19 protein-coding genes are annotated in these 18004 nt (G+C 65.1%); 8 read left to right on the forward strand and 11 right to left on the reverse strand.

The window, feature by feature from the left end:
• Nucleotides 1-206: 206 nt before the first annotated feature.
• Together ACXAG6_RS10975 and ACXAG6_RS10980 are read right to left on the reverse strand one after the other, a co-directional pair.
• Complete coding sequence (locus ACXAG6_RS10975; RefSeq protein WP_475337553.1) at nt 207-839, reverse strand: TetR/AcrR family transcriptional regulator; 633 nt, start codon at nt 837-839, stop codon at nt 207-209.
• Nucleotides 840-915: 76 nt separating this feature from the next.
• On the reverse strand, nt 916-1965 hold the full coding sequence (locus tag ACXAG6_RS10980; protein ID WP_475337555.1) for a Hint domain-containing protein: 1050 nt from the start codon (nt 1963-1965) through the stop codon (nt 916-918).
• Nucleotides 1966-2221: 256 nt separating this feature from the next.
• Here ACXAG6_RS10980 and ACXAG6_RS10985 point away from each other — a divergent pair, with 256 nt between their 5' ends.
• From ACXAG6_RS10985 to ACXAG6_RS11010, 6 genes are all read left to right on the forward strand, one after another.
• Complete coding sequence (locus ACXAG6_RS10985; RefSeq protein ID WP_475337556.1) at nt 2222-3004, forward strand: SDR family oxidoreductase; 783 nt, start codon at nt 2222-2224, stop codon at nt 3002-3004.
• Between the two features lie 84 nt (nt 3005-3088).
• Complete coding sequence (locus ACXAG6_RS10990; RefSeq protein ID WP_475337557.1) at nt 3089-4168, forward strand: ABC transporter ATP-binding protein; 1080 nt, start codon at nt 3089-3091, stop codon at nt 4166-4168.
• Nucleotides 4169-4328: 160 nt separating this feature from the next.
• The gene (gene tatA / locus ACXAG6_RS10995) at nt 4329-4544 is read left to right on the forward strand and encodes a twin-arginine translocase TatA/TatE family subunit (protein WP_140016062.1); all 216 of its coding nucleotides are present in this window, start codon (nt 4329-4331) and stop codon (nt 4542-4544) included.
• A 21-nt stretch (nt 4545-4565) separates the two neighbouring features.
• Nucleotides 4566-5126 carry a Sec-independent protein translocase protein TatB gene (gene tatB, locus ACXAG6_RS11000; protein WP_140013936.1) on the forward strand — a complete coding sequence of 187 codons (561 nt, stop codon included), beginning with the start codon at nt 4566-4568 and terminating at the stop codon, nt 5124-5126.
• A gap of 4 nt (nt 5127-5130) precedes the next feature.
• Entirely contained in the window at nt 5131-5991 is an 861-nt protein-coding gene (gene tatC / locus ACXAG6_RS11005) for a twin-arginine translocase subunit TatC (RefSeq protein WP_475337559.1), read from the forward strand.
• A gap of 2 nt (nt 5992-5993) precedes the next feature.
• On the forward strand, nt 5994-6830 hold the full coding sequence (locus ACXAG6_RS11010) for an ATP-binding protein (protein ID WP_475337560.1): 837 nt from the start codon (nt 5994-5996) through the stop codon (nt 6828-6830).
• 155 nt (nt 6831-6985) lie between these two features.
• Here ACXAG6_RS11010 and ACXAG6_RS11015 read toward each other — a convergent pair whose 3' ends face one another.
• From ACXAG6_RS11015 to ACXAG6_RS11045, 7 genes are all read right to left on the reverse strand, one after another.
• A complete protein-coding gene (locus ACXAG6_RS11015; protein ID WP_475337561.1) occupies nt 6986-8161 on the reverse strand; it encodes a LysM peptidoglycan-binding domain-containing protein in 1176 nt (391 codons plus the stop codon).
• Nucleotides 8162-8213: 52 nt separating this feature from the next.
• Complete coding sequence (locus ACXAG6_RS11020) at nt 8214-8861, reverse strand: protein-L-isoaspartate(D-aspartate) O-methyltransferase (protein ID WP_140013939.1); 648 nt, start codon at nt 8859-8861, stop codon at nt 8214-8216.
• Nucleotides 8858-9643 carry a 5'/3'-nucleotidase SurE gene (surE, locus tag ACXAG6_RS11025; protein ID WP_475337563.1) on the reverse strand — a complete coding sequence of 262 codons (786 nt, stop codon included), beginning with the start codon at nt 9641-9643 and terminating at the stop codon, nt 8858-8860. The genes ACXAG6_RS11020 and surE overlap by 4 nt, the downstream gene beginning before the upstream one ends.
• Nucleotides 9644-9770: 127 nt before the next feature.
• Nucleotides 9771-10427 (reverse strand): SDR family NAD(P)-dependent oxidoreductase, encoded by a 657-nt coding sequence (locus ACXAG6_RS11030; RefSeq protein WP_475337564.1) that lies wholly within the window; start codon nt 10425-10427, stop codon nt 9771-9773.
• A 131-nt stretch (nt 10428-10558) separates the two neighbouring features.
• Nucleotides 10559-10819: a hypothetical protein gene (locus tag ACXAG6_RS11035; protein ID WP_140013942.1), complete on the reverse strand. Its 261-nt coding sequence runs from the start codon at nt 10817-10819 to the stop codon at nt 10559-10561.
• Between the two features lie 139 nt (nt 10820-10958).
• Nucleotides 10959-11621, reverse strand: coding sequence for a DUF2199 domain-containing protein (locus ACXAG6_RS11040; protein ID WP_475337566.1), 663 nt, complete (start codon nt 11619-11621; stop codon nt 10959-10961).
• Nucleotides 11622-11945: 324 nt separating this feature from the next.
• Nucleotides 11946-12239 carry a DUF6958 family protein gene (locus ACXAG6_RS11045; protein ID WP_475337567.1) on the reverse strand — a complete coding sequence of 98 codons (294 nt, stop codon included), beginning with the start codon at nt 12237-12239 and terminating at the stop codon, nt 11946-11948.
• A gap of 130 nt (nt 12240-12369) precedes the next feature.
• Here ACXAG6_RS11045 and ACXAG6_RS11050 point away from each other — a divergent pair, with 130 nt between their 5' ends.
• On the forward strand, nt 12370-12663 hold the full coding sequence (locus tag ACXAG6_RS11050; protein ID WP_475337568.1) for an NINE protein: 294 nt from the start codon (nt 12370-12372) through the stop codon (nt 12661-12663).
• 40 nt (nt 12664-12703) lie between these two features.
• Here the strand turns inward: ACXAG6_RS11050 and ACXAG6_RS11055 are convergent, their stop codons facing one another.
• The gene (locus tag ACXAG6_RS11055; RefSeq protein WP_475337570.1) at nt 12704-13735 is read right to left on the reverse strand and encodes a fatty acid desaturase; all 1032 of its coding nucleotides are present in this window, start codon (nt 13733-13735) and stop codon (nt 12704-12706) included.
• Nucleotides 13736-13833: 98 nt separating this feature from the next.
• Here ACXAG6_RS11055 and ACXAG6_RS11060 point away from each other — a divergent pair, with 98 nt between their 5' ends.
• Nucleotides 13834-15081, forward strand: a complete 1248-nt coding sequence (locus tag ACXAG6_RS11060; protein WP_475337571.1) for an NAD(P)/FAD-dependent oxidoreductase — start codon at nt 13834-13836, stop codon at nt 15079-15081.
• 78 nt (nt 15082-15159) lie between these two features.
• On the opposite strand, the gene acnA is transcribed toward ACXAG6_RS11060, so the two are convergent.
• Nucleotides 15160-17934: an aconitate hydratase AcnA gene (gene acnA / locus ACXAG6_RS11065; protein ID WP_475337573.1), complete on the reverse strand. Its 2775-nt coding sequence runs from the start codon at nt 17932-17934 to the stop codon at nt 15160-15162.
• Nucleotides 17935-18004 lie beyond the last annotated feature (70 nt).

The following is an 18004-nucleotide window of genomic DNA, read 5'->3' on the forward strand; positions in this document are numbered from 1 at the left end:
AAATTGCCCATCGGGTCATAATCGCGGCGGTTCTTGGTTCTCCACGCCCGGTTTCAATCAATGACGTAAGGGCAGCAGATCGGCAGGCTTCGTGTCAATTGTTTGCAGCGCGGGTTTTCGGATGGAAAAGCGGGCTGTGGGCCTTTGATGCCAAGCCCGCTTTTATGGGCAATGTTGCCGTTGCGGAAACTTTTTCGGTTGGAAAATCAGCTTTTCGGCGCGTTGGACCAGATTTTTGGCCCCGTTTCGGCGGGGCGGGCACGGTGCGACTCGATCAGCTGGTCGATGGCGCGGCGTGTGACGTGCCGGTGCTCGGGCGAAAGGCCCAGCGAGGCGACCATCTTCCAGTGGCCATACATCAGGCAGACGAAGAGGTAGGACAGCTCCTGCGCGCTCTGGGTGCTCAGCTCGGGGTATTCCAGTTCCAGCTCGTGTGAAAGCACTTGCCCGAGCAGGGAATATTGGCTGCGCAGGTTGGTGCGGATGCGGGGGTGGCCCGCCGAGAGCGACATCAGCGCATCGTAAACCTGATCGTCGCGGGGTTTGAGATTGCCCTCGATCATGTCGAAGTAGAAATCGAAGAAGCAGCGCAGGCGGGCTGCGCCCTCGCGCTTCATCACCTCGGAGATCAGGGCCTCGCGGTAGAGCCCGGCGAGATGGTCGCAGAGGTCGATCATCAGGTCTTCGGGGTCGGGGTAGTGGTAGCGGATCAGCTGGCGGGAGAGTGCCCCTCGGCTGGCGATGGTATCATAGGAGAGCATAGGCAGGCCTTCGGCCGTGAGCGCGTCGAAGGCTGCCAAAAGGATCTCACCCTTTCGGTTGGTCGGTTCGGCTTTCATTGCTCCTCCCTTCCCCAAGGTGTCGCGAGGAAAAGAATAGCAACGGCGGGTGCCGGGCACAAAGCTGTATAAATGGCTAACGTCCCGCACTGCCCTTGAAGATTTTGCGGCGCTTCTCGGGGTCTATCAGGTCTCCCGAAAGCTCGGTGCCGAAGGCGGGGGTATGGGCAAGGTCGCCCAGCTCTGCGGCGATGCCGGCGGCGATCTCGCCCGGCAGGCTTTGGCGGGTGTCTGGCGAAAGCTCCAGCGATTCCACGGGGATGCACTCGGCGTAGATGACCTCGTGGTGATCGAACACCAGCGTGTAGTAATCGACGAAACCGCCCTTGCGGATAAAGACCGCATCGTCATCCACCAGCAGCGCGGCCTTCACCAGCATCTCGGCGGTATCTGTCACCCGGTCGGCCCCGCGTTGGTAGACGAAGAGGCGTTGGTGCTGGCTCAGGATCAGATCGGCGGCGTTGCCGAGGGTGTCCTTGGCGATAACCACGGGCGCATAGGCCCCGACCGCCCGCACTGTTTGGTGGCCGATCCAGCGCACGGGTTGTGCGCCGTGGTCGCGGGTCAGCACGCGCTCGCCGGGCGCCAGCTGTTCCACCGGCTTTTGCGCACCGGAGGCGAGGGTGATTGCGGTGCCACGGGCGAAGGCGAAGGAGGTGAGATCGGAAAGCTGCACCTCGCCCGGGTCTTCGGAGACACCGATGAGGGTGTAATCCACCCTTGGCTCCATGGGCTGGAGCGGCAGGATATGGCGCGAGAGGCCGTCTTTGGCGGGCAGTTCAACCACCAGCAGATCCATTCCGCCGCCGTCGCCGCCCATGAAGGTGAGCCGCCCGGCGAGGGTGACGGCATCACCCGCGTTGCCCAGTTCGGAGCCGCTGGCCACCCGGTGCTGGCCGCTCTCGGTGATCAGCGCCAGTTTGGCCACGCTTGCCTCTTCGTCCAGCGCGTAGACATCGCCCTCGCAGAGTTCATCCAGCTCGCCCAGCTCATCGCCGAGGTTGGCACCGGAGGTGACGCGCAGATCGCTGCCGCTAAACAGGTGGCAATCATAGCTTGCACGGCGAGCGGCCCGCGCACGCGGGGGGGTAGGCTTGGAGGAAGGATCGTTTAGCGGCGTGGTCATCTGGTCTCGGAATACCTTCAAAGAACATCGGAGCTATGCCCCGCTACCCATAATGCCACCACCTGCGCAAAGAGATAGTGCCGGGGTGACCTTGTGGTCAACCAAATGGCGGGCTTCATCGCAGGATGTGGCAATTGTGCAGGGTCGCAATTAACAAGGACGTAACGCCGGGGCCGGAAGGCCGCCCGGGCGCGGTGCTGGCGAATCGCCGGGCGGCGCGCGAGGGTGCGGCGCAATGACAGCAGGGAGACATGCGATGGATCTGGGAATTTCAGGCAAACGGGCCTTGGTGGCCGCCTCGTCGAAGGGCCTCGGGCTTGGATGCGCGCGGGCGCTGGCTGAAGCGGGCTGTAGCCTGGTGATGAATGCGCGCGGCGCGGAGGCGCTGGAGGCCAGTGCAGAGGCGATCCGCAAGGATTTTGGCGTGGAGGTCGAAACCGTGGCCTGCGACGTAACCACCCAAGAGGGCCGGGCCAAGCTGCTGGGCGCGGCGGGCACGGTGGAAATTTTGGTTACCAATGCCGGTGGCCCGCCGCCCGGCATGTGGCAGGACTGGGACAGGGATGATTTTATCGCCGCGCTGGATGCCAACATGCTCACCCCCATCGCGCTGATGCAGGCGGCCCTTCCGGGCATGATGGAGCGCAAGTGGGGCAAGGTGGTGAACATCACCAGCCAATCGGTGAAAAGCCCGATTGCGGTGCTGGGCCTCTCCAACTCTGCCCGCGCCGGGCTGACGGGCTTTGTGGCCGGCACCGCGCGGCAGGTGGCGGAATATGGCATTAACATCAACAACCTGCTCCCCGGCATTCATGCAACCGATCGGGCGGAATCGCTCGACAAGGGGGTGTGTGAGAAGGAGGGGATCACCATGGAAGAGGCCCGCGCGCGGCGGTCTGCGACCATACCTGCGGGCCGCTATGGCACGCCGGAAGAGTTTGGCCAGACCTGTGCCTTCCTGTGCTCGAAACATGCAGGCTACATGGTGGGGCAGAACATTCTGCTGGATGGCGGCTCGCTGAACTACACGCTGGCCTGACGTGGCCGACTTGCCCGGCCTGAGACGGGCTGCTACGACCGCCCGCAACCCGATGCTTTTGCTCGGGTAACGGAAGGCGGGGACTTGGGCGAGAGCGACCGGATTGAGGTGCAGAACCTGACGCGCCGCCTTGGCGGGCGGGCTGTGGTGCGTGATCTGTCGCTGCAACTGGCGCCGGGGCAGGTGACCTGCCTGCTCGGCCCCTCCGGCTGCGGCAAGTCCACCACCTTGCGGATGATCGCGGGCGTCGACCGGCCCGATGAAGGGCGTGTGCTTGCAGAAGGCACCGTGCTTTCGGACCAGTCGACCTTCGTGCCGCCGGAAGAGCGCAATATTGGCCTGATGTTTCAGGATTTTGCGTTGTTTCCGCATTTGACGGTGGCCAAGAATGTGGCCTTCGGGCTGAAGCGCGGCGCGGCGCGCGGGCGGGTGAGCGAGTTGCTGGAGCGGGTCGGGTTGGCCAGCCATGCGGAGGCTTATCCACATGAGCTTTCGGGCGGGGAACAACAGCGTGTGGCGCTGGCCCGCGCCTTGGCCCCACGGCCGCGGGTGATGCTGATGGACGAGCCATTCTCGGGGCTCGACATGCGGCTGCGCGATGAGATCCGCGACCAGACGCTGAGCGTGTTGAAGGAAGAGGGCACGGCGGTGCTGCTTGTCACCCATGAGCCCGATGAGGCGATGCGGATGGCTGATGAAATCCTGCTGATGCGCGATGGGGTGATTGTGCAGCGGGGCGCTCCCTATACGATCTACAACAATCCGGGCGACCGGAAGGCCGCTGCTTTTTTCAGTGATATCAATATTCTGAGGGGCAAAGTTGACGGCGCGTTGACGGAAACACCCTTTGGCTCATTCCTCGCGCCGGGTGTGCCGGATGGGCAGGAGGTGGAGATTGTCTTTCGCCCGCAGCACCTGACCATCGACTTTGATCGGGGCGGGCGCGGCCCGAACCCGACGGAGAGCCACGGGATGCCTGCACGGGGCGTGGTGGAGCGGGCGCGCTTTATGGGGCGCGAGAGCCTTGTGGAGTTGAAGATGGACCATGACGGGCAGGTGCTTCGGGCGACGATTCCCTCGGTTTTTTTGCCCAAGCCGGGCACTGTGCTGTGGCTCACCATTCGGCGCGACAGGTGCTTTCTGTTTCCTCTACGCACCGATTGAGGGCACCGCTGCGGCCAAGTGACCGCGAGAATTGCCCAATCGTGATGTAAAGGCCCCTTTCGCCCGGGCCGGAAACTCCATAAATAGGGGCGACTTCACGGGCCTTCCGGGCTCCGTTGCAAGGCTTCAGGGATCAAAGGACGGGCAAATCATGCAAGCGATGTTCATCACCAATATCCCCCCGGTCGGATGGCTTCTTATCGCCGTCGTGGTGCTGGTGCTCTTCGGGCGCGGCAAGATCTCTTCGCTGATGGGCGAAGTGGGCAAGGGGATCACCTCGTTCAAGAAGGGCGTTTCGGAAGGCACGAAAGAGCTGGACGAAGCCGATGCGGCCGCCGCGCGCGACGTGACGCCGGAAGAGAAAGACAAGGCCTGATAGGGCTTTAGGGGTCGCAAAATGGGCTGGAGCGAGCTTCTGCTGATTGGCGTCGTGGCGCTGATCGTGGTGGGTCCGAAGGACTTGCCGGTGATGTTCCAGTCGCTTGGCAAGATGACGGCCAAGGTGAAGCGGATGGCGCGGGAATTTTCGCGCGCCATGGAAGATGCCGCTGACAGCACCGGCATGAAGGACGTGGCCAGCGACCTCAACAAGACGATGAACCCCAAGTCGATGGGGATCGACAAGCTGCGCGACGCCGCCGACCGCTTTGACAAGTGGGAGCCCGGCAAGAAGGACGCGGCGAAGAAAGACCTTGGCCCCGAAACCCAAAAGCTCTCGGAAGAGCGGGCGGAGGCCAAGCGCAAGATTCACGACGCCAGCGCCAAGGCCGCCGAAGAGCGCAAGGCGCGGGAGGCGGCAGCGGCGGCCTCGGAGGCGGCGGAGCTTTCGGACGAGCCGGACTTTGATGAAGAGATGGTTAACGGGGCGGACGCCCCTGCGCCTGCTGAGCCGGACACAAAAGCTGCCATGAAATCAGAGACGAAGCCCGGCGCACCGGGCGATGCGGGTGTGAGCTGAACGGATGAGTCAGGCAGAAGAGAACCTCGACGACAGCTCCGCGCCGCTCATTGAGCATCTGGCCGAGTTGCGCACCCGGCTGATCCGCTCGGCGATTGCCTTCATCATTGCCGTTTTCATCTGCTTCTATTTTGCAGGCCAGATTTTCGATTTCCTTAAACAGCCGGTCTGCGATGCGATGGCGGAGCGGATGCAGAGCTGCAACCTGCAAATGATCCGCCTGCAAGACGGCTTCTTTGTGCAGATCCGCATTGCCATGCTGGCCGGGTTTGCGCTGGCCTTCCCGGTGATCGGCTTCCAGCTCTGGCGGTTTGTGGCCCCCGGGCTCTATCGCAATGAGCGCTCGGCTTTCCTGCCCTTCATGATCGCCTCGCCGGCGATGTTCCTGCTGGGCGCGGCCTTTTGCTATTACATCGTGATCCCGCTGGCCTACGACTTTTTCCTTGGGTTCCAGGACTTTGGCGGGGCCGCCCCGACGGGTGCGGAGACCGCGGATGAGGGGCAGGTTGTGGCGGGATCCGGATCTGTGGTGTTTCAGGGCTCCATCTCGGAATACCTCTCGCTCACCATCACCTTCGTCATGGCCTTTGGCGTCTGCTTCCAACTGCCCGTTTTGCTGACCCTGCTGGGGAAGGCGGGGCTGGTGAGCGCAGCCGGGCTGGCAGCGGTACGCAAATATGCGGTTGTGGCGATCCTCGTGCTGGCCGGCATTGTGACGCCGCCGGATATCTTTACCCAAGTCATTCTGTTTGTTGCGGTTTACGGGCTCTACGAGGTTTCAATCTTCCTCGTGGCGCGGGTGGAGCGCAGGCGGACGGCGCGGCTGCGGGCTGAGGGCATCTTGGATGAGGACGAAGAGTTTTGAGCGTGGACGACCCGATGGACCGGATTGCCGCCGCGCTGGAGCGGATGGCACCGCCCCCGCTGAAAGACCCTGACTTTACAAGCGCTTCGGCCTTTCTGTGGCACGCGGACCCGGATGCGCTGGAGCCGGTGGAGCAGGTGAACCGGGTGGATATCAGCCTGCTGATCGGCATTGACCGTTCGCGCGACACGCTGGTGGAAAACACCCGCCAGTTTGCCGCCGGTCTGCCTGCGAACAACGCCTTGCTCTGGGGCTCGCGGGGCATGGGAAAATCCAGCCTTGTCAAAGCGGTACACGCTGCGGTGCAAGCCAATTTTGCAGACCTCAAGCTGATCGAGGTGCAACGCGAAGACCTGCCCTCTATCGGCCGGTTGCTGGGGCATTTGCGCCGCTCTGAGGCCCGCTTTCTGCTGTTTTGCGATGATCTTTCGTTCAGCCATGATGACGAGCATTATAAATCGCTTAAGGCGGTGCTCGATGGGGGTATCGCCGGGCGGCCTGAGAACGTGGTGTTTTATGCCACCTCCAACCGTCGCCACCTGATGCCGCGCGATATGATCGAGAACGAGCGCAGCACTGCGATCAGCCCAAGCGAGGCGACGGAAGAGAAGGTCTCTCTCAGTGACCGCTTTGGCCTTTGGCTGGGCTTCCACCCCTGCACGCAGGATGAGTATCTGGCCATGATTTCAGGCTATTGCGCCGAATACGGCGTGGAGGTAGAGGCAGATACGCTGCGGGTCGAGGCGATTGAATGGCAGGCCACGCGCGGCGGACGCTCGGGGCGTGTCGCCTGGCAGTTTTTCACCGATCTGGCCGGGCGGAAGGGCGTGAAGCTCTGAGGCCGGGTGGTGGGCAGATTGCCCACCCTACGGTTAACCTTTGCGGCGTTAACCGGTCAAAAGACGTAGGCCACACCCTATGCACAACTGATGCACATCCCATGCAGACGGGATTTCCGCCTGCATGGTTAAGTTAACGCTCCGTGCGCCCCAACTCAGGGCAGGTAGGGGGCCGGGTCGATGGCCTGTGTGCCCTTCAGGACGATGAAGTTGAGGAAGGCCGGGTTGCCGGGGCTGACCTTGGCGATGGACTGCCCTTTGGACACCTTGTCGCCCTTCTTGACGGTCACGCCGTCAACATTGGCGTAAACCGAGGTGAGCCCGCCGTCGTGCTTGATGCCGACATAGGTCACCTGATCGTCGGTCTTGGTCACAACGAAGACGGTGCCCGCATCAGCTGCCTTCACCGGGCTGCCTGCGCTGGCCGAGAAGTTGACCGACTTGTTGCGCGACGAGAAGACCCGGCTGATCTTGCCGTTGACCGGCGAGATGAAGCGCGCCGAGCTGGCGGAGGCCTGGGTGGCCTGTTTGCCAAGATCGGGGCTTTCGGGAGTGCCGGGGGCGGGCTTGGCCTCTGTCGTCTTGGTTTGAGCCGCGGCGGGCTCGTCCTTGGGCAGCGGTTTGGCGGCCGAGGGCGGCGTGGGCGTTTCGCTGCCCGTGCCGGGCTTGGTGACGGTGGTGGGCTTGGGGCGCGAGGGCGCCTCTGGCGGGATCAAGAGGGTTTGGCCGACGCGCAGGGTGAGCTTGTCATCCAGCCCGTTCCACTCGTCCAGCGCCTTGACCGACACGCCATAGAGGCGGGATACGGAATAGGCGGTTTCACCAGCCTTGACCACGTGGCGCACGGGCTCTTGCCCGGTTTGCGGCTTACGGGCTGGGGCGGCGGGGGTGATTGTGCCCTCGGCGCGGGAAATGGCGTTATCGGCCAGCACGGCCACATCAACCTGCTCGGCAGGGCGGATCGGGCCGGTGGTGGGCGCGCCGGTGGAGGGCGAGGGCTCTGCCACGCGGCGGGGCAGCAGCAGCACTTCGCCAGCGTTCAGAGAGGCTCCGGGCGGCACGGCATTGCGCGCGGCCAGCTCATTTTCGGGGATACCGACGCGGGCGGCGACGGAGGTGACCGTATCGCCACGCCGGGCCACGGCAACTTGGTAGCCGGGGTAGGAGAGGATGCCGCGATTGTCTGGTGCGGGCCGGGGCTCGGTGGCTTTGCGCGCGGCCTCGCTGGTGTTGAAACCGCCGCCGAAGCCGCGGAAATCGCTATCAAGACTTTCACAGGCGGTGAGGCCGAAGAGGCTCACGGATGCCACGAGAGTTGCGGTGAGACGCATGACGCTCGTTCCCTCAAACTTTTGGGGGTGCCTTATTGCGGCACCTCCCTGACTACTCTTTGCCCAACCCCTCGAGGAGCGGAACGAAACGCACGTCGCGCAGCTCGTCGTAGCGCAGGCCTTCTTCGGTGCGGCGCACACGGATCAGGCTTTGCACCGCGTCCGACTGGCCAACGGGCACCACCATGATACCCCCTATGCGCAGCTGGGCCAAGAGCGGTCCGGGCGGATCTTCGGCGGCGGCTGTGACGATGATCTTGTCGAAAGGCGCATGCTCGGGCAGCCCGTGAGAGCCATCGGCGGTGAAGGTGGTGACGTTGGTGAGATCCAGCTCGCGGAACAGCGCCTCGGCGGTGCGGGTGAGGCGGCGGAAACGGTCGACGGTATAGACCCGGCGGGCGAGCATGGCGAGGATCGCGGCCTGGTAGCCTGAGCCGGTGCCGACCTCGAGCACCTTGTCGCGCGGGGTCAGCTGCAGCGCCTGGGTCATCAGGCCGACGATGGAGGGCTGCGAGATGGTCTGGCCGCAGGCGATGGGCAGGGGTGTGTCGTCATAGGCGCGTTCGGAGAACAGGCCCTGCACGAATTGACCGCGGTCAACTTTTTCCATGGCGGAGAGCACCGCCTTGTCGGTGACGCCCCGGGAGCGCAGGGCGAAGAGGAACTGCATTTTGCGTTCCGCTTCCGTGCCCTCGCTCATCCCAGTTTCTCCTGCAAGCGCGCCACCGCATCATGGGCGGTCAGGTCGGCGCGCATGGGGGTGATCGAGATGTGATTGGCGAGGTTGGCCGCGACATCGGTGCCCGGCCCGGTGTTCTCGTGCTGGGGGCCACCCTTGATCCAGAGGAACCGGCGGCCGGAGGGGGCGATGTGGGGCTCGACGGAGAAATTCGTGGTTTTCCTGCGGCCTTGCGTGGTGATCTTCAGCTCGCCTGCTTGGGCGGCGGCACAGGGCGGGAAGTTTACGTTGTAGAAAGTGTTGTAGCGCTCGCCCTCCCATTCGCCATGCTCCAGCAGCCAACGCAGAGTGCGGGCACCATGGGCGGCGGCGGCTTCGAAGGGATCGTCCAGCTCCACATTGTCGGGGCCGTAGAACTGCGAAAGCGCCACCGAGCGCACGCCTTGCAGCGCACCCTCCATCGCGCCGCCGATGGTGCCCGAGTAGAGCGTATTTTCGGCGGCGTTGTTGCCCCGGTTGACGCCCGAGAGCACAAGATCTGGGCGCTCGCCGTCGAGCACGTCGTAGAGCCCGGCGAGCACACAGTCGGCGGGGCTGCCCTCGGCGGCGAAGCGGCGCTCGCCGAGTTTGGCGATCATGGTGGGGTGGGTGTAGCTGATGCAATGGCCGACGCCGGATTGTTCGAAGGCGGGCGCCACCACCCAGACTTCGCCGCTTGGCCCGGCGAGATCGGCGGCAATCGCCTCAAGCACCGCCAGCCCTGGCGCGTTGATCCCGTCGTCATTGGTGATGAGAATGCGCATGTTGCCCCGCTTCTTGCCCGTGCCTCCTGCATAGGCGAGCGCCCGCCCGCTCACAAGCGGAAGGCCGCTGCGGCTGGTGCGCGCTGTGGCATTTTCTTGCTGAAAATACTCAAACCGCCGCTTGGCCTCAGGTGATGACCTCGGTGATCAAGCGGGCGGCTTCATCGGCCGGGCTTGTCAGGGGGGCGCGATCTTCGCCGGGGAAGAAGCGGGCACGGGTGGCGGTGGGCATGGGCTGGGGCTCGAGCACCACGACGCGGGGGCCGGTCTTGGCGGTTTCGGCCTGCCAGCCGCGCACCAGTGCCATCTGCGCGGCCTTGGTGGTGCCGTAGTGGCCAAAGAACTTTTGCCCGCCGCGCGCGTCGTCAAAGAAGGCCGCGGTGCCGGAGCGGGCCAGCAGCAGCGGTTCGACCAGCGAGATCAGCCGCCGGGTGGCGGTGAGGTTGGTGTCGAGGCTCTTTTGCCAATCTTTATCGTCCAGATGCGCGGTAGGGCCGAGCGGGGCGGCATGCACAGCGGCGTGGATCCAGAGGTCGACGCCACCCCAGCGGCCTGCGATGGAGCTGACCAACTGTTCCATGGCCGCTTCCACCCCGATGTCCATCGGCGCGAGCGTGGCGGCTCCGCCTTTGGCGCGGATGCGGTCGTCCAGCTCTTCGAGCGCGCCGGTGGTGCGGGCCACGGCGATGATGTGATGGGATGGGGCCAGTGCCTCGGCAAAGGCGGCGCCGAGGCCGCGGGAGGCCCCGGTGATGAGGGCTGTTTTCTCGGCTGTCTGTGTCATGGGGCCGGGTGTGGCGCGGGGCGCGGGTGTCGTCAAGACCGATCCGTGGTTGCCCCGGGGCCGACGTGGTGCCGACGTTGGGCCGAAGAGGGGCCGGACGGGCCCCGATGAGGCCCCGCGTGGCGCGGCGGTCAGCCGGGCAGGCTGAGGCGCAGGGGTTTGCCGTCGAGTTTGAGCGTGAGGCTGCGGCTGCCGATGCCGGTCACGGTGCCGCCTGCGGCTTGGGTGCCGAGGGCCACGGTTTCGACCCGGCCCGAGCGGTGGCGCAGGATGGCGCGGCGGGCGTTGGGCTTGCCGATGATGGCAATGAGCGACAGCGCGCCGAGATCCAGCGCGTTGCGTGTTGTGGCGATCCGGGCGGCCTCTTGCTGGCCTTCTGTCGGTTCGGTCATCTCTCTCGTCTCCAAAATGCGGGCGCCCCGGGAGTGACCCGGGGCGCGCAAGCAGGCGGCCTAGCAGGGCGTGTGAGAGAGGGCCAGAGGGACAGGTCGTCACGGCGGGTGACGGCTGCGTGAGGCGGCGGAAGAGCGCCTAGTCTTCGTGCTTGTGCTCGGATTCGGCCACTGGTTCGGGCCCATCCCCAAGGTGGTCGCGCAGATCGGTGCCGGTGGTGGCGTAGATCTGGAGCAGCGTATCAAAGGTGATGCCGCTCTCTTGCGCCGCCCGCAGCGGCCCGGCGTGGGGAAACAGGGCAGGTCGGTCGGTGGGCCCGGCGGTGGTGAGCATGCAGGGCGTGGGTTGGCGCGGCGCGGTGCCGGGGAGGGCATTGGCCAGCACGGCCTCGCATCCGTCGAAGGGCGGAAAGGGCGGCAGGGTCGCTGCCGCATGGGCCTCGAAATGCTCGCGCGCCACCAACGCCCATGGCCCGAAGCAGAAGTAGCCATCATGCCCCCGGATCGGCACGGGGAGGATGCAGCGGATGAAGTAGGAGTCTCCCAAACGGCAGAGGTCGGTCGTCAGCCGGTCGCGGCCGTGCTGCATCAGGGCTTCGCCGGTCTCGCCGCGATTGCCGTGGGGCCAGACATCGGGGTGATCGAAGCCAAGGTCGATCAGGCCGGGAGAGGCGATGCCGCAGCAGGGGCAGCGATAGTCGGGATCGAGGAAGTTGGCCCAGCGTGGGTCATGGTCCAGCGCCGGGTCGGCGCCAGCGGTTGTGAGCGCGTCGGAGAACCATTGGGGGGCGTTGAAGGCCATGGCAAAGATGTGGCCGCTCGGGCGGGAAGGGTCAAGCCGGGCGGCGCAGGCTGCCGTTGCGTTAATTGCGCGTGAATGCGGGGTGAATGTGCCGGACCTGCGATGGCAAATGCGCGCCGGGCCGGGCAAAGCTGTTGGTGCAGGCCCGATATGGCCCGCGACTTTGTAAGCAAGCACGGCATTTTCAGCCAGTATTTCGAGTTTGATATTTGAAACCAGAAGATCCGGGCCTCCCCGACACCCGGACCCCGGGCCACACTCGCCCGACCCCAGAGAAGACCCCGGCATTCCTCCCCGTGGCCGGGGTCTTTTTCTGCCTGGCGCTCAGCAGCGCCGGAGCCGGACGGGGGGCTTGGGCGCACGGGCGATCAGGCCCTTTGCCTCCAGATCGAGTTGCACGCATTTGAGCCACCATCCGGCGGTGTCGCCGCCGGGAAAGAGCGCTGCGTCGAGCCGGGGCAGGAGGGCGGCCTTGGCCTCGGGCACTTTCATGCCCGGTGCCTCGCTGGGCAGGACGGCGAGGAGGGCTGCGCGCATATCGAGATATTTCGCGCGGTTCACGCGGCTGGTCTTGCCGGGGGTGTTGACGTTTTCGACCTCGATCTTTTCGTCGCTCATGGGGCCTCCTGCGCCGGTTGGGGGCAGGTTAGCCCAAGAGGATGGCCCGGCAAATGGCCCATCGGTGCCCGCAGTTTGCCATGCTTTGATGGTTTTCCTGCAGGGGAGCGAAGAAGAACGCGGCAGGGCTATGGCTTACGTGACAGACCCGGGGATGGACGTGAAAGTGGCGCGCGCGTTGCGGCGGGGGCGCAAGTCGCTCGTGCTGGCCTATCTGTTTTGGCTATTCGGCGGCGGCCTTGGGGTGCATCGGTTTTACCTTGGCGCATGGGTGACAGGTGCGGCGCAGGCGGTGCTGACGCTGCTGGGGCTTGCGCTGGTGCTGGAGGGCGTTGGCCTGCCGATGCTCATGGCTTGGCTGGTCTGGTTGCTTATTGACGCGTTTTACATTCCGGCCTTGGCGCGCAAGCGAGTGTGGGTGTGAGCACTCGGGGCGGGATTTGCGCGGGCTTGCCCGGCCTGCGTTAGACGTTCTGGCGGGCCTGAGCGAAGGAGAGCAGGCGGCGGCGCTGCTCGCACCACAGGTGGAGGCGGGCGTTGCGCAGGCTTTCGCGGATGGTCATGCGATTGGCGATGGCCAGCTCGGCATGGTCGCGCAGCACCTCTGGCAGCCGGTAGAAGGGGATGCGGCTGTGAACGTGATGGACGTGGTGGATGCCGATGTTGGCCGAGAGCCATTGTAGCCAGCCGGGCAGGATGTAGTGCGAGGAGCCGTGCAGGGCGGCGTCATGCAGCTGCCAGTCGGCCTCTTCTTCCCAATGGGTCGTTTCGAACTGGTGCTGGACGTAAAACAGCCAGACCCCGGCGGTGGCGGCCAGCAGGGTGGAGGGCAGGAAGATCAGCAGGATCGGAGCGAGGCCGCCGAAGTGCAGGATCAGGCCCAGCGCGGCAAGGATGGCGGCGTTGGTGGCCATGGCGCTGACCCAGTAGCGCGCCTTGGCGAGCAGGCCGAGGGGCAGGCGGTTTTGCAGGAAAAACAGGTAGCCCGGGCCGAGGCCGAAGAGCACCAGCGGGCTGCGGTAGAGCCGGTAACGCAGGCGGCGCAGCGGCGATGCGGCTTGATACTCGGCCACAGTGAGCGTGTGGATGTCGCCGATGCCGCGCCGCGACAGGTTGCCCGAGGCGCTGTGGTGCATCGAGTGGGTGCGGCGCCAGACATCGTAAGGCGTGAGGGTGAGGACGCCGAGCACGCGGCCGAGCCAGTCTGACAGGGTGCGATTGTCGAAGAAGGCACCGTGGCCGCAGTCGTGCTGGATGGCGAAGAGGCGCAGGAGGAAGGCAGCGTTGCAGAGCGACAGCGAAAGGGTGAGCCAGTAGCTATAGGAGAGCGACCACCATGCGAGCGCCCAGAGCGAGACGAAGGGGCCGATGGTGACGCCCAGCTCGAAGAGCGAGCGGGAGGGGGTGGAGGCACGGTAGCGGGACAGGATCGAAACCCAGTCTTTTGCGGCCCGGGGGGCGGAGTCGTGCTGGGGAGAATGCGCCTGATCTGTCATGTGCCTGCTTCTTGTGGTTGCCTGCGGACATAGAGGATTGCGGGGGCTTTGGAAACGAGTCCTTTCGTGGAAGGTGAGAGAGGGAAGGCGGGGGCGGGATGGCCGAGTTCGACGTTGCGATCGCGGGGGCGGGGATTGTTGGGGTGAGCGCTGCGCTTTGGGCGCGAATGCGGGGCCTCAGCGTGGTGCTCATCGACCCGGCGGCGCCCGGCTCGGGCACCAGCTATGGCAATGCCTGCACGCTGGCGACCTATGGCTGCCTGCCGGTGAACGACCCCGCTGTGCTGCGCGACCTGCCGACGCTGCTTTTTGGACGGGACAGCCCGCTTTCGATCTCGTGGCGTCATGCGCTGCGCCACCCGCGCTGGATGCTGACCTTTTTGGCGAATTGCCGTGCGGGGCCATCGGGGCGGATTGCGGCACAGCTTGCGGCGCTGCTGGCCCATGCGGACGGCGGGCTGAACCCGCTGATCGAGGCGGCGGGTGCGCAGGATTTGGTAGAGGCGCGGGGGCAGATCACGGTTTGGTCGACGGGCAGGGCGGGCGAGGCGGCGGAGGTCGGGCTGGCGCGGCGGCGGGCGCTTGGGGTGAGCTGGCGCGAGGTGAGCGCTGCGGAGGCGTGCGAGATGGAGCCGGGGCTGGCGCTGCCGGTGGCACGGGCGGTGGTGTTCGACGACGCGCGGCATGTGAGCGACCCGGAGGCCTTGGTGCAGCGCTTTCATGCGCGGTTCACGGAACTGGGGGGTGAGACGGTGGTGGCGCGGGTCAGCGAGATGCGGGAGCGCGGCGATGGGGTGGAGGTGGTTGCAGGCAGGCAGGTGATTGGCGCGGGGCGTGCTGTTGTGGCGGCGGGGGCGTTTGCAGGCCGGATCGCGGGCGCAGGGACGGCGCGACTGCCGCTGGGGACGGAGCGGGGCTATCACTTGCAGTTTGGGGGTGACGTGCAGCGTGTGACCCGCCCGGTGGGCTGGGCCGAGGGGGGCTTTTACGCCTCACCGATGGCCCGCGGCACGCGGCTGGCGGGGACGGTAGAGATTGCCGGGCTGGAGGCTGCGGCGAACCGGGGGCGGCTGGCGTATTTGCGACGCAGGGGCGAGGAGATGCTGGGGCCGCTGCCGGAGCCGGAGAGCGAGTGGCTGGGGTTTCGCCCGACGCTGCCGGATTCGCTGCCGGTGATCGGCGTGCGCCCGGGGGCGGAGCGGATCATCCATGCGTTTGGGCACCAGCATCTAGGGCTGACGCTCGGCGGGGTGACCGGGCGGATCGTGGCGGATTTGGCGGAGGGGCGGCAGCCGAACATCGACATCAGCGGGCTGCGCGCGGATCGGCGATTTTGGGGGGCCTAGGGATGGTGGGCAGATTGCCCACCCTAAGTGAAAACGCGGGCCTGGTTGGGCCCGCGTTTTTTGTTTTTTGTCCGGTGTTTAGGCGGATTTGGCGAGGTTGCGCAGCACGTAGTGCAGCACGCCGCCGTTTTCGATGTATTCCACCTCCACGGCGGTATCGATGCGGCACTTGAGGGTGATTTCCTTGGTGCTGCCATCGGCCATGGTGATCTCTGCGGGAACCTCTTGCAGCGGCTTGACGCCGACGAGGCCCTTGATCGAGACGGTTTCTTCACCGGTGAGGCCCAGCGATTTGCGGGTGTCGCCGCCGGTGAACTCGAAGGGGATGACGCCCATGCCGACGAGGTTGCTCCGGTGGATCCGCTCGAAGCTCTCGGCGATCACGGCCTTCACGCCCAGAAGCGCGGTGCCCTTGGCGGCCCAGTCACGCGAGGAGCCCGCGCCATACTGCTCGCCGCCGAAGATCACCAGCGGGGTGCCCTGATCCTGATAGGCCATGGCGGCATCGTAGATCGAGGTTTGCTCGCCATCGGGGCCTTTGGTGTAGCCGCCTTCGACGCCATCCAGCATCTCGTTCTTGATGCGGATGTTGGCGAAGGTGCCGCGCATCATGATCTCGTGGTTGCCGCGGCGCGAGCCGTAGGAGTTGAACTCGCGGACCGGCACCTGACGCTCGGTGAGATACTTACCGGCCGGGGTGGTTTCCTTGAAGGAACCGGCGGGGGAGATGTGGTCGGTGGTGATCATGTCACCGAGCAGGGCCAGAACCTTGGCACCTTCGATGTTCTCGATCTTCTTGGTGTCCATGGTCATACCCTGGAAGTAGGGCGGGTTTTGGACGTAGGTGGAGGTGGCCGGCCAATCGTAGGTTTCCTGCTGGGGCACGGAGACGCCCTGCCACTTCTCGTCACCCTTGAACACATCGGCATATTTGGACTGGAAGGCCTCGCGGGTCACGGTCTGCTCGACCAGTTCCGCCACTTCCTGTTGGGTCGGCCAGATGTCCTTGAGGTAAACGGGGTTGCCGTCCTTGTCGGTGCCGAGTGGCTCGGTGGTGATGTCGACGTTCATGTCGCCCACCAGCGAGTAGGCCACCACGAGGGGCGGAGAGGCGAGGTAGTTGGCGCGCACGTCGGGGCTGATGCGGCCCTCGAAGTTGCGGTTGCCCGAGAGCACCGAGGTGGCAACGAGGTCGTAATCGTTGATGGCCTTGGAGATCGGCTCTTCCAGCGGACCGGAGTTGCCGATGCAGGTGGTGCAGCCGTAGCCGACGAGGTTGAAACCGATGGCGTCCAGATCTTTTTGCAGATCGGCGGCTTCGAGGTAGGCCGACACGACCTGAGAGCCGGGCGCCAGCGAGGTTTTAACCCAAGGCTTCCGAGTCAGGCCCTTTTCGTGCGCCTTGCGGGCCACGAGGCCAGCGCCGATCATCACATAGGGGTTGGAGGTGTTGGTACAGGAGGTGATCGAGGCAATCACGATGGACCCGTCATGCAACTGGTAGCTGCCGTCGTCGGTTTTGTACCAACCCTTCTTGTGGTTGCCGGTATCACCGGGGATATCACGCGGCTCGGGCGCGCCGCCTTCACCTTCCCAGCGGACTTCTTCCTTCGCGGAGGCGTCTTTGGCGCTCCGCAGACCTTCGATGAACTTGGCGAAGGCCGGGGCGGCATTGTCGAGCGAAATGTAATCCTGCGGGCGCTTGGGGCCGGAGATGGCGGGAACGATGGTGCCCATGTCGAGCGACAGGGTGTCGGTGTAGACCGGGGCGTAATCGGCACCGCGCCAGAAGCCGTTTTCCTTGGCGTAGGCTTCGACCAGCGCGATGCGGGCCTCGTCGCGGCCGGTGTTCTTGAGGTAGCGCAGGGTCTCGTTGTCGATCGGGAAGAAGCCACAGGTGGCACCGTATTCGGGGGCCATGTTGGCAATGGTGGCACGGTCGGCCAGCGGCAGGTGATCCAGCCCGGCACCGTAAAACTCCACGAACTTGCCGACGACGCCCTTCTCGCGCAGCATTTCGACCACTTTCAGCACGAGGTCGGTGCCCGTGGTGCCCTCGACCATTTTGCCGGTAAGCTCAAAGCCCACGACCTCGGGGATCAGCATGGAGATCGGCTGGCCGAGCATGGCGGCCTCGGCCTCGATGCCGCCTACGCCCCAGCCCAGCACGGCAGCGCCATTGACCATGGTGGTGTGAGAGTCAGTCCCCACCAGCGTATCGGGGTAGGCCACCTCCTTGCCGTTCTGATCCACGTCGGTCCAGACCGTTTGTGAGAGGTACTCAAGGTTCACCTGATGGCAGATGCCGGTGCCCGGCGGCACGACGCGGAAGTTGTTGAAGGCGTTCTGGCCCCACTTGAGGAAGGTGTAGCGCTCCATGTTGCGCTCATATTCGCGGTCCACGTTCATCTGGAAGGCGCGGGGGTTGCCGAACTCGTCGATCATGACCGAGTGGTCGATCACGAGGTCGACGGGGTTGAGCGGGTTGATCTTTTGCGGGTCGCCGCCGAGAGCCTTGATACCGTCGCGCATGGCGGCGAGATCGACCACGGCGGGGACGCCGGTGAAGTCCTGCATCAGCACGCGGGCCGGGCGGTAGGCGATTTCGCGGGGGTTCTTGCCGCCCTTGGTGGCCCATTCGGCGAAGGCCTTGATGTCATCGACCGAGACGGTCTTGTCATCTTCGAAGCGCAGCATGTTTTCCAGCACCACCTTGAGCGCGGCGGGAAGTTTGGAAAAGTCGCCCAGACCGGCGGCCTCGGCGGCAGGGATCGAATAGTAATCGACCGACTGGCTGCCGACGGTGAGTGTTTTGCGGGTTTTGGAGGTATCGTGGCCGACGGTGATTGGCATGGGGGGCTCCCTTGGCTTTGGGTGGCTGCACTTGGCCTTCCCTTACGCTGCAAGCGCGGGGGCTTGCAAG

This window comes from Vannielia sp. ABF1_015 (assembly GCF_056160745.1).

Bases quoted from the DNA above. Each gene is read 5' to 3' on its own strand.
- ACXAG6_RS10975 (WP_475337553.1), bottom strand. From the start codon at position 839: ATGAAAGCCGAACCGACCAACCGAAAGGGTGAGATCCTTTTGGCAGCC.
- ACXAG6_RS10980 (WP_475337555.1), bottom strand. From the start codon at position 1,965: ATGACCACGCCGCTAAACGATCCTTCCTCCAAGCCTACCCCCCCGCGT.
- ACXAG6_RS10985 (WP_475337556.1), top strand. From the start codon at position 2,222: ATGGATCTGGGAATTTCAGGCAAACGGGCCTTGGTGGCCGCCTCGTCG.
- tatA (WP_140016062.1), top strand. From the start codon at position 4,329: ATGTTCATCACCAATATCCCCCCGGTCGGATGGCTTCTTATCGCCGTC.
- tatB (WP_140013936.1), top strand. From the start codon at position 4,566: ATGGGCTGGAGCGAGCTTCTGCTGATTGGCGTCGTGGCGCTGATCGTG.
- tatC (WP_475337559.1), top strand. From the start codon at position 5,131: ATGAGTCAGGCAGAAGAGAACCTCGACGACAGCTCCGCGCCGCTCATT.
- ACXAG6_RS11015 (WP_475337561.1), bottom strand. From the start codon at position 8,161: ATGCGTCTCACCGCAACTCTCGTGGCATCCGTGAGCCTCTTCGGCCTC.
- ACXAG6_RS11020 (WP_140013939.1), bottom strand. From the start codon at position 8,861: ATGAGCGAGGGCACGGAAGCGGAACGCAAAATGCAGTTCCTCTTCGCC.
- surE (WP_475337563.1), bottom strand. From the start codon at position 9,643: ATGCGCATTCTCATCACCAATGACGACGGGATCAACGCGCCAGGGCTG.
- ACXAG6_RS11030 (WP_475337564.1), bottom strand. From the start codon at position 10,427: ATGACACAGACAGCCGAGAAAACAGCCCTCATCACCGGGGCCTCCCGC.
- ACXAG6_RS11035 (WP_140013942.1), bottom strand. From the start codon at position 10,819: ATGACCGAACCGACAGAAGGCCAGCAAGAGGCCGCCCGGATCGCCACA.
- ACXAG6_RS11040 (WP_475337566.1), bottom strand. From the start codon at position 11,621: ATGGCCTTCAACGCCCCCCAATGGTTCTCCGACGCGCTCACAACCGCT.
- ACXAG6_RS11045 (WP_475337567.1), bottom strand. From the start codon at position 12,239: ATGAGCGACGAAAAGATCGAGGTCGAAAACGTCAACACCCCCGGCAAG.
- ACXAG6_RS11050 (WP_475337568.1), top strand. From the start codon at position 12,370: ATGGCTTACGTGACAGACCCGGGGATGGACGTGAAAGTGGCGCGCGCG.
- ACXAG6_RS11055 (WP_475337570.1), bottom strand. From the start codon at position 13,735: ATGACAGATCAGGCGCATTCTCCCCAGCACGACTCCGCCCCCCGGGCC.
- ACXAG6_RS11060 (WP_475337571.1), top strand. From the start codon at position 13,834: ATGGCCGAGTTCGACGTTGCGATCGCGGGGGCGGGGATTGTTGGGGTG.
- acnA (WP_475337573.1), bottom strand. From the start codon at position 17,934: ATGCCAATCACCGTCGGCCACGATACCTCCAAAACCCGCAAAACACTC.